Source organism: Marinobacter sp., assembly GCF_041686475.1.
Taxonomy (GTDB): Bacteria; Pseudomonadota; Gammaproteobacteria; order Pseudomonadales; family Oleiphilaceae; genus Marinobacter.
Genome location: NZ_JAWLDU010000002.1, coordinates 53,772 through 66,358 on the forward strand (window position 1 = coordinate 53,772; position 12,587 = coordinate 66,358).

14 protein-coding genes are annotated in these 12,587 nt (G+C 57.7%); 3 read left to right on the forward strand and 11 right to left on the reverse strand.

Going from position 1 to position 12,587, the window contains the following annotated elements:
- The 6 genes from ACESMB_RS00915 to tssB form a co-directional block, all read right to left on the reverse strand.
- Window positions 1-577, reverse strand: a 577-nt coding sequence (locus tag ACESMB_RS00915; RefSeq protein WP_372970733.1) for an FHA domain-containing protein, incomplete at its 3' end; no start/stop codon positions are given.
- Window positions 578-608: 31 nt separating this feature from the next.
- Window positions 609-1,625, reverse strand: coding sequence for a type VI secretion system baseplate subunit TssG (gene tssG / locus ACESMB_RS00920; RefSeq protein ID WP_372970734.1), 1,017 nt, complete (start codon window positions 1,623-1,625; stop codon window positions 609-611).
- Window positions 1,589-3,361 (reverse strand): type VI secretion system baseplate subunit TssF, encoded by a 1,773-nt coding sequence (gene tssF / locus ACESMB_RS00925; protein WP_372927514.1) that lies wholly within the window; start codon window positions 3,359-3,361, stop codon window positions 1,589-1,591. Before tssF ends, tssG begins: the two co-directional genes overlap by 37 nt.
- Before the next feature lie 257 nt (window positions 3,362-3,618).
- A complete protein-coding gene (gene tssE / locus ACESMB_RS00930) occupies window positions 3,619-4,059 on the reverse strand; it encodes a type VI secretion system baseplate subunit TssE (RefSeq protein WP_372927515.1) in 441 nt (146 codons plus the stop codon).
- 3 nt (window positions 4,060-4,062) lie between these two features.
- Entirely contained in the window at window positions 4,063-5,565 is a 1,503-nt protein-coding gene (gene tssC, locus ACESMB_RS00935; protein ID WP_372927516.1) for a type VI secretion system contractile sheath large subunit, read from the reverse strand.
- Between the two features lie 77 nt (window positions 5,566-5,642).
- Window positions 5,643-6,143: a type VI secretion system contractile sheath small subunit gene (gene tssB / locus ACESMB_RS00940; RefSeq protein ID WP_372970735.1), complete on the reverse strand. Its 501-nt coding sequence runs from the start codon at window positions 6,141-6,143 to the stop codon at window positions 5,643-5,645.
- Between the two features lie 315 nt (window positions 6,144-6,458).
- Here tssB and ACESMB_RS00945 point away from each other — a divergent pair, with 315 nt between their 5' ends.
- Together ACESMB_RS00945 and ACESMB_RS00950 are read left to right on the forward strand one after the other, a co-directional pair.
- Window positions 6,459-6,719: an acyl-CoA-binding protein gene (locus tag ACESMB_RS00945; protein ID WP_250088345.1), complete on the forward strand. Its 261-nt coding sequence runs from the start codon at window positions 6,459-6,461 to the stop codon at window positions 6,717-6,719.
- Window positions 6,720-6,864: 145 nt separating this feature from the next.
- On the forward strand, window positions 6,865-7,176 hold the full coding sequence (locus ACESMB_RS00950; RefSeq protein WP_372970736.1) for a site-specific integrase: 312 nt from the start codon (window positions 6,865-6,867) through the stop codon (window positions 7,174-7,176).
- Window positions 7,177-7,461: 285 nt separating this feature from the next.
- On the opposite strand, the gene greB is transcribed toward ACESMB_RS00950, so the two are convergent.
- Entirely contained in the window at window positions 7,462-7,950 is a 489-nt protein-coding gene (gene greB, locus ACESMB_RS00955) for a transcription elongation factor GreB (protein WP_372970737.1), read from the reverse strand.
- Between the two features lie 281 nt (window positions 7,951-8,231).
- Between greB and ACESMB_RS00960 the strand changes: the two genes are divergently transcribed.
- Window positions 8,232-8,519: a hypothetical protein gene (locus ACESMB_RS00960; RefSeq protein WP_372925725.1), complete on the forward strand. Its 288-nt coding sequence runs from the start codon at window positions 8,232-8,234 to the stop codon at window positions 8,517-8,519.
- Window positions 8,520-8,523: 4 nt separating this feature from the next.
- Here the strand turns inward: ACESMB_RS00960 and ACESMB_RS00965 are convergent, their stop codons facing one another.
- The 4 genes from ACESMB_RS00965 to ACESMB_RS00980 form a co-directional block, all read right to left on the reverse strand.
- The gene (locus ACESMB_RS00965) at window positions 8,524-9,999 is read right to left on the reverse strand and encodes an ATP-binding protein (RefSeq protein WP_372925724.1); all 1,476 of its coding nucleotides are present in this window, start codon (window positions 9,997-9,999) and stop codon (window positions 8,524-8,526) included.
- Window positions 9,986-10,666, reverse strand: a complete 681-nt coding sequence (locus ACESMB_RS00970; RefSeq protein ID WP_372925723.1) for a winged helix-turn-helix domain-containing protein — start codon at window positions 10,664-10,666, stop codon at window positions 9,986-9,988. The genes ACESMB_RS00965 and ACESMB_RS00970 overlap by 14 nt, the downstream gene beginning before the upstream one ends.
- A 104-nt stretch (window positions 10,667-10,770) precedes the next feature.
- Window positions 10,771-11,550, reverse strand: coding sequence for a hydroxypyruvate isomerase (gene hyi, locus ACESMB_RS00975; protein ID WP_372970738.1), 780 nt, complete (start codon window positions 11,548-11,550; stop codon window positions 10,771-10,773).
- Window positions 11,551-11,555: 5 nt separating this feature from the next.
- Window positions 11,556-12,470 carry an NAD(P)-dependent oxidoreductase gene (locus ACESMB_RS00980; RefSeq protein WP_372970739.1) on the reverse strand — a complete coding sequence of 305 codons (915 nt, stop codon included), beginning with the start codon at window positions 12,468-12,470 and terminating at the stop codon, window positions 11,556-11,558.
- Between the last annotated feature and the right edge of the window lie 117 nt (window positions 12,471-12,587).

The following is a 12,587-nucleotide window of genomic DNA, read 5'->3' on the forward strand; positions in this document are numbered from 1 at the left end:
CCGCCAGCAGGGAATGCTGCTCACGGCTGATATCCTCGTCATGGCCCCGGGCATGGTCAGTCCAGGCCTGCATAGGGTCGTCGCTGAAGTTTTCACCCGGTGCCGGTTGCAAACCCTGGAGCGGTTCCTCGCCAACGGTTTCCGGTTGCCGCTCTTCGGCCCGCATCAGCTCCCCTTCGTCCACGTTCACCAGGCTGGCATCTTCGGCCTCCTCTGGCAGGGTGCCCTCCTGGCGCTGGCCGCTGATTACTTCCGCCGTGAGCCGGTACCGGCCAATGGTGATGGTGTCGCCGCTCTTCAGGCGGGCCCGGCGTCCACGGCCCACCGGCTGGGTGCCGCTGTTGATGTAGGTGCGGCCACTGCGGTCGATCAGGCAGAACACGCCGTCCAGGAAGCGAACTTCGGCATGGCCCGCCACGGCGCCGGTACGATGGGACGACAACTGCCAGGTGTCGCTACCAGCGCTGCCGATTGAGCCGCCGTTGACGCCGAACACATGTTCCCGGGCGAGGCCACTGGCGACCTGAGTGGGGTTGCTGACCACCAGTTTCAGGCTGCAGGTTGGTTGATGTTCCATATCCGGTTTCCTTGTCTTCAATCCATTGGTCCTAGCGGCGTATCTGCAGCCGCACGGCTGGCAGCTTGCTGGTCTTTTCCGGCGTTACAAACGAGTTCCAGCCCAGCCGCACGTCAGCTCCCATTTGCAGGGGCTTGACGTCGCTGGGGCGCATCTGCAGCTCCAGGTCGTAGGCGAGTTGCTCCCGGGTGACAAACTCCACCAGTTTCACCAGGCGGTCGTGGTCCTCTCCATTGGGCAAAAAGTCCGCGAAGCGCTGCCGGCACAGGTTACGGATACGCAGGGTGAACTTGCCACTGCGGTCGCGAATGCCGGAGCCGACCAATGTGTCCTCTCCCAGGGAGGCATTGGCCTGCCCCAGGCGGGTTTGCTGGTCCTGGGGAATCTCCACCCTTCGCAGCACCCACTGCTCAATGCCCACGTCGTCGAGATCAAAACAGTGACCGATGATGCCGCTGACCACCTCTGGCGAGCGGCTGCGGCCTGCCATCATCCCGGCGTAGGCCAGCATCTTGGACCAGTTGACCGGTGTGGCCGCCCGGACCTGCGGGTCTCCCAGGCCAACCAGGGAAAAGATATGCTCGGAAAAGCCATCCGAGGCTTCCGGCTGAAAGCGCACGTAATAGCGGTACTTGCGCCACGCCCGGTGAAACAGGGTCACCAGTCGGTGATTGAAGAAATCCAGAAAGTGGCGGCGAATGCCCAGGTTCTGCCCTGCTTCCCAGGCCAGGTCTTCCAGGTAGTAACCCGGCAGAGGCGACTGGGAACCGTGCAGGCCCAGGAAACTGACTTCCAGCTGGTAGGGCGCATGTTCATGCTCCGGTGACGCCGCCGACACCACATCGCTGCCGGGGAAACCCAGCCCTGCCGATGCCGAGAAGCGAATGCGCTCGTGCTGGGGCTGTTCGTCCTGGGACCGCTCCAGGTCATCACCGTGGTGACGATGAATCAGATCCACCAGCTGAAAAAAACTGTAGCGCCGTGCATTGCCCAGAACGGGCTGCAGCTCGGCTACATCAGAGGCTGCTGCCCTTGCTGTAACATCCATGTGTACCGTTCCTGGTTGTCTGTATTCACCACTTCCAGTTGGTGAAATGCGTTAATACTGGCGTAGAGTGCAAAGAACTGGCTGAGCACCGTGCCGAACAGATAAAGATCGCCTTCCGAAGCGAACGACTGCTGATCCAGCCGCATGACCGAGCGAATGCCTCTCACGGGCAGCCCCCGCACCATCCGGTCAACCGGCGTGGTTTCAATATCCAGGATGCCGGCCAGACGCTTCTGGGACACCCGCTCCGCCTGGCGATCCACCAAAGCGCGGAAATCATAGACCCGTAGTACCGTTCGCAGGGCGTCCACATCCAGCAGCGACAGATAGTTCAGGGACAGGTTGGAGATCAGTGTCCACAAAAGACTGCCATCCAGTGTCGGCCGCAGGGTTTGGGTGGGCCGGGTAATATTGCTGAAAGACGCAAACGCCGGCGTGGTCTCCGTTGCCATGCTTATTTCACCTACGGCCAATTGATGCGGTAACTGTCGGTTGGTACAGGTCAGCGTCAGCGATACCGCTTCCTGGCGGTTCATGCACTCGGACTCATCCCCGCGCACGAAGGAAATGTAGTGATCAAACCCATCCCCACGCACACTCTCCCGGGCCTTCACCCGGTAATATAAGGCAGTACGGCCACGATCCCGTTCCACCTCATGCTGGAAACTCTCAAATGCGGTGTACAACCGCGGCTCTCCGCGCCCCGACCGGCCTTCCAGCCAGCCCTCCACCTGCTCGATGCTGAACACTTCGTAGTGTTCCGGCGAGCGGCTGGACGGCGCAATTCGGTACTCTGTCTGTCGACCGTTCAGGTCCACCGGATCGGCCTCGTGGCTAAACAGATTGATGGCCGGCGTGCAGTAAAGCTGAAAGTTCTCCGCCCGGATCTTCGCGTCCGGCGGCAGAATCCGGCTGAAGTGGAAACGCAGGCTGACCTCATCCGCCTGCACCGCCGGCAACCGCGCTTTCAGGCCCTGAATATCCACAAATCGAAACGCTTCGGGAAAACTCAGGTACTCCTGCAGAATCCGGTAGCCCGGGTAGGCGTTCTTGGGATACGGCAACAGGGCTTCATCACTGGTAAACCCCACCGGCTTCAGGTGGCTGGCCGGAATGGAAAACACCAAATCCCCCACCACCAACTCCATGCGCTTCAGGTAGTGATTCAGCCACAGGTACAGCGTTTCGGAAACATGGCTCTCGCCACCCAGGTAAAACCGCAGGTTATCCAGGCCCAAGGAAGACAGTGGCTGGTCGCTATGCAAAGCCAGGTCCACTGTCACAGACGACACTTCCCGCGAATGCTCCGCATGGGCATCCGCCACACTCACCGGAAACACATCCACCGCGCGACAGGTCCGGAACCGGCATTGGGTCTGCCGCGTGGCGTCTCCCAGCGGCCGGCTCTTGATGTCAGTATGCCGCTCAACCCGCTGGCGCTCACTGATGGCATGCAGTTGCGGATCAAACCGCATAATGGTGCAACTGGGCACCGGCCGCAGATAGTTCGGCCACAGCATGTTCAACAGCGAATGCGTCAGCTCCGGAAACTCGTCCTCGACCTTCTCCCGAAGCTTCCCGGTCAAAAAGGCAAAGCCTTCCAGCAGCCTTTCGACATCTGGATCTGTGCTCTGTTCTGACAGGAAGCGAGTTAATTGCGGATGTGCATCCGCAAATTCCCGTCCCTGCAATCGCAAAAAGCTTAATTCATCCCTGTAAAATCGGTTTAACTTCATAAAACTACTGCACCAAAGTTCGGCCGAGGGGACGGGGATGCCTTTTCCGCCGGGAAAAAGGTGTCTGAGCGAAGCGAGTTCTTTTTCCCAGAGGAAAAGGTATCGCCGTCCCCGCTGACTCCGAGCGGGGGTGCAGGCAGGCTTTCCAAAAGACGCTCAAGCCCATCCATGGGGCGCTTGAGCTCCGCCATCCATGGCTCCGCACACTTTTGGAAAGCCTGCCTGCACCCCCACTCTCATCCGTGTCTGCCAGCTATTTACACAACTCTGTAATAGCGCTTGTCATCCAATAACAAATCAATGGTCGTCTTATCGTCTTCCGAACCCACCTTCAGGTAGACCGTCACCTGGAACCGCAACTGCAATGGATCCGGCCCCTGGGGCATTGCCATCACATCCACCCGGTTCACCCTGGGTTCAAACTTCTCAATACACTGCCGTATGGCGCTGCGAATACGAATGCTCAGGTCATGGGTACCAAGAGTGGCATCGTTGAAATCCACCAGCCCCAGGTCCGGCACGCTCTCGCTATTGCCCGGATGGGCATTCAGCAGGCGAACCAGGTGGCGCTTGATGGAATCTACCACATGGGTCTCTTCCCCCATGCACTGCCCCACGGGTTCGGCAGCCTGCTCCAGACGTTCGAACAGGCTGCCGCCCGAAGCCTGAACACCGTCAGCGCCGGTGTTCCCCAACACGGGTTAGTCCTTGTCCAGACGGCCGACCAGTGACAGCTCGAAGTTCGCACCCATGTACTTGAAGTGCGGACGAACCGCCAGTGATACCTGGTACCAGCCCGGATCGCCTTCAACATCGGAGACGGTGACCTGGGCGGCACGCAGGGGGCGACGGCTGCGGACATCCGCCGGTGGGTTTTCCTGGTCGGCCACGTACTGGCGAATCCATGTGTTCAGTTCCCGCTCCAGGTCCTGGCGTTCTTTCCAGGAACCAATCTGCTCACGCTGCAGTACCTTGATGTAGTGCGCCAGGCGGTTCACGATCATCATGTAAGGCAGTTGCGTACCCAGCTTGTAGTTGGTTTCCGCTTCCTTGCCTTCCTTGGTGTTCGGGAACTGCTTGGGCTTCTGCACCGAGTTGGCAGAGAAGAAGGCGGCGTTGTCGCTGCCTTTGCGCATGGTCAGGGCAATGAAGCCTTCGTCGGCCATTTCGTATTCGCGACGGTCGGTGATCAGCACCTCGGTCGGAATCTTTGCTTCCAGCTGGCCGAAGGATTCGAAGGTGTGAACCGGCAGGTCTTCTACCGAGCCACCGCTTTGCGGGCCGATGATGTTCGGGCACCAGCGGTACTTGGCGAAGCTTTCTGTCAGGCGCGTGGCCAGCAGGTAGGCGGTGTTGCCCCACAGGTAATGCTCGTGCTCGCCGGACACGTCTTCCTTGTAGTTGAAGCTGCGCACCGGGTTTTCGGTGGGGTCATAAGGCACCCGCAGCAGGAAGCGTGGTGATGTCAGGCCCAGGTAGCGGGCGTCTTCCGATTCACGTAGGGAGCGCCACTTGGTGTACTTCGGGCCTTCAAAAACAGCCTTCAGCTCCTTAATGGCCGGCAGCTCCTGATAGCTATCGACACCGAAGAAAGACGGCGCGACAGAGGACAGGAACGGTGCGTGGGCCATGGCTCCCACGGAAGACACGTACTGCAGCAGCTTCATGTCCGGAGTGGATGGCGTAAACGCGTAGTTGCCAACCACGGCACCCACCGGCTCGCCGCCAAACTGGCCGTATTCGGTGGAGTAGATGTGCTTGTAGAAACCGGTCTGGGTCAGGTCGGGCGCAAACTCGAAGTCTTCCAGAAGCTCGGTCTTGGTGGCGTGAAGAATGTCCACCTTGATGTTCTCGCGGAAATCGGTGCGATCAACCATCAGTTTCAGGCCGCGCCAGGAGGATTCCAGTTCCTGCAGCTTCGGTGCGTGCAGGATTTCATCCATCTGGGCGCTGATTTTGCGGTCCAGCTCGACCACCATCTGGTCCACCAGAGCCTTGTTGACCGGCTGGCCTTTCTCGTCGCTTTTCAGCAGGTTGGAAATAAACGTCGCCACGCCGCGGCGCGCCACATCGTAGCCTTCGTCGGCGGGCGCCATGCGACTGTTGGCCATTACCTGGTCCAGCAGAGAGCCCTCAGCTCCGGATTGACGATCATCCACAACGGATTCGGAGGCAGCAGATTGCCGCTCAGCAGTATCAGACATACCACATCCCTTCAGTACGTTTTAATAGAAAAGTGAAACCTGCCAGCAAATGACAGAATTCGAATCAAGAGCCCGGATTATTCGCCGCTTTCATCCGTGGCCAGGTCAAGCTCCTGGAGGAGTTTGTCCCGGGCTTGCTCGTTGTCCAGCAGTTCCTGCAGCTTGGAACGGAACGATGGCACGTTACCCAGCGGACCCTTGAGGGCAACCAGTGCTTCGCGAAGCTCAATCAGCTTTTTCAGCTCCGGTACCTGGCGGGAGATACTGTCCGGGGAAAAGTCGTCGAGGGTCTGGAATTCGAGGTTGACCGGCAGTTCGTCGGCTTCTTCGCCCAGTTTGTTGGTGACCGTGGTAGAAAGGGTGAGGCCGGCTTCCGACATCACAGAACGGAAGTTGTTCCTGTCGACGGAAATGGCTTTACGGTCTTCGATCGGAGTTTCTTCGGCTTGCCCCTTGAAGTCACCAACGACAAACATTTTCAGCGGCAGTTCTGTTTCAGCCTGCTGATCACCGGTGGCGGGGACATACTTGATATTGATGCGCTCTTTAGGCGCTACGGAACCGTCTTTTGAAGACATGCGCTTGCTCCCTGTTGTCCATATGCAAACTCAGTTGCTGTAGTACAGTCCATTGTGCGCACCTCCCTGGCACGCTACGGGCAAAACTTTACACAGGATAAATCGGGTACTCAAGCAAAAACTGGCCAGCTTCCGGCAAAATCCGGCGCGGGGCAAAGAATTGCCAAATCTTCGATGTTTTGACCCTACAAAAGCGCCAGTGACGATAATGCGGAACCAATTGGAATGATCAGCCAATGACGTCACCATCAGCTCTGGATATACTTCTCGCAACCGTAAGTAACGGAATTCAACACCAGCAGAAAGGAACCCCACATGAGTGACCTGAAAACCCGTTTCGACGAAGCCGTAAACTACATCCAGAACGCCGAGGGCGACTTCAAGCCGTCCAACGAACTTAAGCTCGAGTTCTATGCACTCTACAAGCAGGCCACAGAGGGTGATGTCAGCGGCAAGCGCCCGGGCATGATGGATTTCGTTGGCCGTGCCAAGTACGACGCCTGGGAAAAGGTGAAGGGCACTTCTTCCGAGGAAGCCATGCAGAAGTACATCGACAAACTGGAAGCCCTGAAGTAATCACACGGCCTGCCAGTCACGAGAGCAACAGTCATACTGATTTTTGCTCTCAATCAATTCTCCCTGTGAAAGTTTTTGCGGCGGTCAAACGATTGTCATAAGATGCGCGCATTATAAGAAAAACGGCTCACAGGGAAGACGCATCATGGATATTACAGAGGCACTGGAGCAGTCCCAGCCCGGCCTCGTCAGTCGAGTGACTGGCGCCATCCGCAAACACCAGCTCAACCATCGCGCAGAGCAGACCTATCTGCACTGGATTTCCCGGTTCGTTCTGTTTAACGGCCTGAAGAATCCGGAAACACTGCAGGCTGATGACCGGCAGCTTTTTCTGGCATATCTCAGCGAGCGCCTGCAAGTCTCACGGGCGCGCATGAATCAGGCAAAACAGGCTCTTGCGTTCTTTTACGAGGATGTACTGGGCAAGCCTGAGTCGGAAGGGATCGTCGCCGCCTGAAGCGGTAGCGGAATTATCGTTCGGTGGTTGTGGTATTGAACGCGCCGTAATTCCGGTTGGTTGGTGGCCGGATAATGTAGTTATTGCCGTGGGAGTGTCCGGGAGTCACGGGGTTGCAGGGAATGGTCTCCAGAGTTGCCAGACCGATTGCTGTCCTTATCGAATCGAATCCACCCATAACCGTGCCTTTTGTTCCATGTCGCGCCAGGGCTGACAATTTTTGATCATCCTATCGCCGAACACGACAAAAAACCCGGCCAGTCGTCAGTTTGGTGACACTCCTCACTAGTCGGATGTCAGGGGCTCGTAGCGGATTCCGGTAATAACAACGTGGTTCCAACCGTCCGGCGTCCGCACACCAACCTCGTCATCGATACGCTTTCCGAGGAGCGCGCGGGCCATAGGGGAATCGATGCTGAGGTAGCCCCGCGACAGGTCGAACTCATCAGGCCCGACCAGACGGTAGGTGTTTTCGGTGCCCTCCTCGTTCTCAATGGTGACCCAGGCACCAAAAAATACCTTGCCACGATCGTCCGGCAACCGGTCCACGACTGTCAGCTCATCCAACCGCTTGGTGAGGAACCGCACGCGGCGATCAATCTCGCGCAATTGCTTCTTGCCATATATGTACTCGGCGTTCTCGGAACGGTCTCCCTGGGCAGCTGCCTCACGGACGGCCTGTGTCACCTCCGGACGTTTCTCCTTCCAGAGGTAACGCAGCTCTTCCCGAAGGGCCTGTTCGCCCTCGGCTGTTATGTAGCGGGTTCTGGCCATATTAAAATCATCGAGTAGAAATAAAAAAACCCCGTAAAAACGGGGTAAGGCTAGCGCTGTGCTGGAGGGAGAAGCAAGCGGAGTTTCCGCCGGCTTCCATAACTACACCCTCCATTATCCACAGTCGAGGTTACACGGCAGTGGCTGCACGATTACGTTTTTTTCAGGACAGATATTAGGTTGTTCACTCTAGAGCGCGGCGTTAACGTTCATGGTAAATAAAGGTCTTACCAGATTAAGCAGTTATCGATCGACTCTTTCCGAGCAAACGGGGCACCGACATGAACACTCAAAAGCTTATCAACACTGCGCTTAACGGCCTGGACAGTATCGGCTACCGGCTGGACCAGTACGGCATTACCGGCAAACTTAACCGCCACAATCTGGCGGCTTTCATCATGCTCGAGCAGAAACACCTGGAAGGCGAGTGGGACAGCATTCAGGCGAAATTTGATCGCCGTCGTTCACAGATCGACGGCCTGCTGAACGCCATCGAAACCCGCACCGATCCGTTGATCAAGCCTCTGGTCAGCCGTGTAAACCAGTTCCGGGGTGTTTCCGGCAACTGACTGATCACGCACCCTTGAGCTCGCCCGGAGAGGTTTGCTCTCCGGTTTCAGAAGCCGGAATCGTCTGGGTATCCTTCAGGCGTTTCCGGTTCGGTGAATAGGCCGGCATACGAATCGTTACCATCAGGCCCGGATATTCTTCGCCGGGATGATGGTCACTCAGGGATATGGTCCCCTGGTGTATCTCGGCAACGGCACTGACAAGGCTGAGGCCAAGCCCGTTGCCCGGCAATGACCGGCTCTTGCCCACCCGGTAGAAACGCTGGAACACCTGGTCTTTCTCCTCATCGGGAATACCGATACCGCTATCCCCTACCTCGAATATCGCATCGTTCCCTTCCTTGCGAACATTAACCCGGATCCTGCCCTTTTCAGGCGTGTACTTGATGGCATTGTCAATCAGGTTGCTGACCATCTGGAACAGCAGATCCCGGTCGCCCTCGATCACCACCTGGTCTTCCAGGGATTGCTCGAAATCCTGGTCCTTGTCTTCCGCCAGCGCCTCGTAAAGTTCACAGGCGTCGCTGACGAGCTCTCCCAGGGAAACCTGCTTCATGTCCGAAGTATTACCACGTGTTTCCAACCGCGCAATCCGCAACAGGGCGTTGAAAGTGGCCAGTAACTGATCCGCTTCCGCCACGGCCTTTCCAGCCTGCTCCCTGGCCTCGTCGTTGTCCACAGACATCAGGGTAGTTTCCAGCTGGTTGCGCAGGCGGGTCAACGGCGTTCTCAGGTCGTGGGCGATGCTGTCGGAAACATGGCGAATGCCTTCCATCAGGTACACAATCCGGTCCAGCATCTGGTTGAGGTTTTCCGCCAGCTGGTCGAAATCGTCTTCGGTACCCCGGGTAGGTATCCGCAAAGACAGATGCCCGTTCATGATTCGTCGGGACGTGTTGTTGATCACTTCAATCCGCCGGGTAGTGCTGCGGCTCATCAGGAAACCGCCCAGTAATGCCAGAGCCAGGGTGATGCCCATACCCCAGTTGATGGCTGTTTCAATCACTTTTTTCAGGTTGGTAAGCTCGTCCACATCGCGACCAACCAGCAGGCGCAAACCACCCTGAACCTCGAATATACGTGCACGGGCCAGCCGCTCGGGCCCCTTCCAACCCACGGATTCTTCCAGTGTGAAATTGATCCAGCCACTTTCCGACCGTGAACCCTTGGGCCAGGTGTCAATGTTGCCGGCAAGCTTGAGAAAGTCGTCGGTGGTGAGCAGATAAATGGATTTGGCGTTGGGGTCGCGGGCAACACGTTCGCGGATGATGGAAATCAGGCCATTGATACCGCTGCCGCGGTATTGCTCGGCGAGACCGGCAATCTCAGCCTCGATGGTTTCATCGGTCTGTGCAGTCATGAACCCTGCTGTGCGCCAGTAGATAAACGCCAGCAACAGGAAAACCGAGGTGGCGAACACCACCATATACAGCAAGGCTAACTGGAACGATGAGGTTCTGAGCTGGCTAAGCAGTTTCACGCAACATGTATCCTGCACCCCGGATGGTCTGCAGCAAAGGGGTATCGAATTCCTTGTCGATCTTTGCCCTCAGGCGGCTGATATGCACATCGATCACGTTGGTCTGGGGGTCGAAATGATAGTCCCACACCTTTTCAAGCAGCATGGTACGGGTGACCACCTGTCCGGCATTGCGCATCAGGTATTCCAGCAGTCGGAATTCCCGGGGTTGAACGTCGATATTGTGTCCTGCCCGCTTGACCGTTCTGGCAAGCAGGTCCATTTCCAGATCCGCCACGCGCAGCACCGTCTCTGTTTCCGCGGACTGGCGGTTACGCCGCACCAGGGATTCTATCCTGGCCAATAATTCGGTGAAGGAGAAAGGCTTGGTCAGGTAGTCGTCTCCGCCACCTCTGAGACCTTCAACACGGTCATCCACATCACCCAGAGCGCTGAGAATCAACACTGGCACCTGGTTACCGGTGGCCCGCACCGTTTTGATAATGGCCAGGCCGTCCATGCCCGGAAGCATGCGGTCAACGATCATGATGTCGTAGTCCTCACTGGCAGCCATCATCATGCCGTCCTTGCCATCCGCCGCATGATCCACGACAAAATCAGACTCTTTCAGCCCTTTGACAAGGTAGTTGGCCACGTCCTGATCGTCTTCAATTACCAGTGCTTTCACCGGTTATCCTCCTGATTAGCGGATTACATTAACAGCTAGGGTACGAAGAACATCGATTGCCGGCCAGTTACGATCTTGTAAGAGGGTGTCGCCAATGGCGACGGTCAGATTCCCTCCCGAAACCAGTTCAGACTTGCCGCCGTGTCGCCGCTGGGGCGATATTCCGCACTCACCCAGCCACCATACCCCAAGCGATCAAGGGCTGCGAAAACATTCCGAAAGTTAATTTCCCCGGTACCCGGCTCGTGGCGGCCCGGATTATCGGCAAACTGGATATGGCCGATCCACGGCAGCAGGCACTCGACCGAACGGATCAGGTCCCCTTCCATGATCTGCATGTGATAAAGGTCATACTGCAGTTTCACGTTGCCAGCATCAACGGCCTCGATCAGCTGCATTACCCGGGCGGAGGTATCCAGGAAGAAACCCGGCATGTCCGCCCGCGAGTTTATGGCTTCCAGACACAGAGTCATGCCTTGGTCTCCAAGCCGTGCGGCAGCATGATTCACATTGTCCACCAGCGTCTGCCAGGCCTGCAACTCATCCAGTGTGTCCGGCCGGATCCCCGCCAGACAGTTGAGCTGCTTGCAGTCCAGGGCCCGGGCGTAGCGAATGGCCTGATCCACACCCTCCCTGAATTCATCCACACGGTCTGGCAGACAGGCAATACCTCGCTCCCCCGCGCTCCAGTCACCGGGCGGCAGATTGAACAACACCTGCTTCAGGCCATTGTCATCAAGCTCCCGCCTCAGGTCTTCCGCTGGCCAGTCGTAGGGAAACAGGTACTCGACACCGGTAAACCCCGCCTCCCGTGCAAGCCGGAAACGGTCCATGAAACCCGACTCGGTAAACAGCATGGACAGATTGGCAGCAAATACAGGCATGGCGCTTATCCCTTGCGTTTGGTCGCCGGCGAGGAGCCCAACAGGGCTCCGTTGAGGTGTTCCAGTTCCAGCAGCAGACCACTGTGGTCCACATCACTGTGCCCGTTGGCCACCAGGCTCTGATATTCATTGTGGACCTGCTGCGCCAGCGGCAGCGTCAGCCCCTCGGAGCGGGCTTCATCCAGAATCATACGCAGATCCTTGAGCTGAATCCGCGCCGGTGCCCCGGGAGAAAAATCCCGGTCAATCATGCGCTGGCCGTGCAGCTCCAGAATCCGGCTGCCTGCAAAACCACCCATCAGCGCCTCCCTCACGGCGGCAGGATCAGCCCCGCCCTGCGCCGCCAGCAACAAAGCCTCGGAAACCGCGCCAATGGTAATGCCCACAATCGCCTGATTGGCCAGCTTGGCCAGTTGCCCGGCACCCACAGGCCCTATCGGCGTGCACTTCCCCAGCGCCTCAAACACGGGCCGAACCCGCTCAATATCCGCCTCAGAGCCCCCGGCCATAATGCTCAGCGTGGCCTGCTCCGCCCCAACGGTACCTCCGGACACCGGCGCATCCACATACCCGGCGCCCTGCTCCTGCGCCAGAGCCGCATGTCGCCGGGCCAGCGAAGGCTGCACCGAACTCATATCAATATAAACCGCCCCGGCCTTGAGCACGCCGATACCACCCTGCTCCACCATCACGTTGTCCACCACGTCTCCGTTTTCCAACATGGTGATCACTACGTCAGCGTCACGGACAGCGTCTTTAGGTGAATCTGCAATCGTTGCCTCCTGTGTGAAAGGCTCACATTTGCTCACGGTGCGGTTCCACAATGTCATTGGATAACCCGCGTTCAGAAGGTTCCGAACCATGGGCGTGCCCATCAAACCAATTCCCAAAAAGGCGATCCGCAAATATCTCGTAGTCATGACTTTATCAGTCCCTAATTCAAATACCGGAAGAAGTGAGTGGGCAGGCCCTTCCAAAACCGTGCGGAGCCATGGATGGCGGAGCTCGAGCCGCACAGGGACGTCTTTAGGCGCGTT

What these genes read in the sequence shown, in the direction of transcription:
- tssG (WP_372970734.1), bottom strand. Translation starts at nt 1,625, where the DNA reads ATGGATGTTACAGCAAGGGCAGCAGCCTCTGATGTAGCCGAGCTGCAG.
- tssF (WP_372927514.1), bottom strand. Translation starts at nt 3,361, where the DNA reads ATGAAGTTAAACCGATTTTACAGGGATGAATTAAGCTTTTTGCGATTG.
- tssC (WP_372927516.1), bottom strand. Translation starts at nt 5,565, where the DNA reads ATGTCTGATACTGCTGAGCGGCAATCTGCTGCCTCCGAATCCGTTGTG.
- tssB (WP_372970735.1), bottom strand. Translation starts at nt 6,143, where the DNA reads ATGTCTTCAAAAGACGGTTCCGTAGCGCCTAAAGAGCGCATCAATATC.
- ACESMB_RS00945 (WP_250088345.1), top strand. Translation starts at nt 6,459, where the DNA reads ATGAGTGACCTGAAAACCCGTTTCGACGAAGCCGTAAACTACATCCAG.
- ACESMB_RS00950 (WP_372970736.1), top strand. Translation starts at nt 6,865, where the DNA reads ATGGATATTACAGAGGCACTGGAGCAGTCCCAGCCCGGCCTCGTCAGT.
- greB (WP_372970737.1), bottom strand. Translation starts at nt 7,950, where the DNA reads ATGGCCAGAACCCGCTACATAACAGCCGAGGGCGAACAGGCCCTTCGG.
- ACESMB_RS00960 (WP_372925725.1), top strand. Translation starts at nt 8,232, where the DNA reads ATGAACACTCAAAAGCTTATCAACACTGCGCTTAACGGCCTGGACAGT.
- hyi (WP_372970738.1), bottom strand. Translation starts at nt 11,550, where the DNA reads ATGCCTGTATTTGCTGCCAATCTGTCCATGCTGTTTACCGAGTCGGGT.
- ACESMB_RS00980 (WP_372970739.1), bottom strand. Translation starts at nt 12,470, where the DNA reads ATGACTACGAGATATTTGCGGATCGCCTTTTTGGGAATTGGTTTGATG.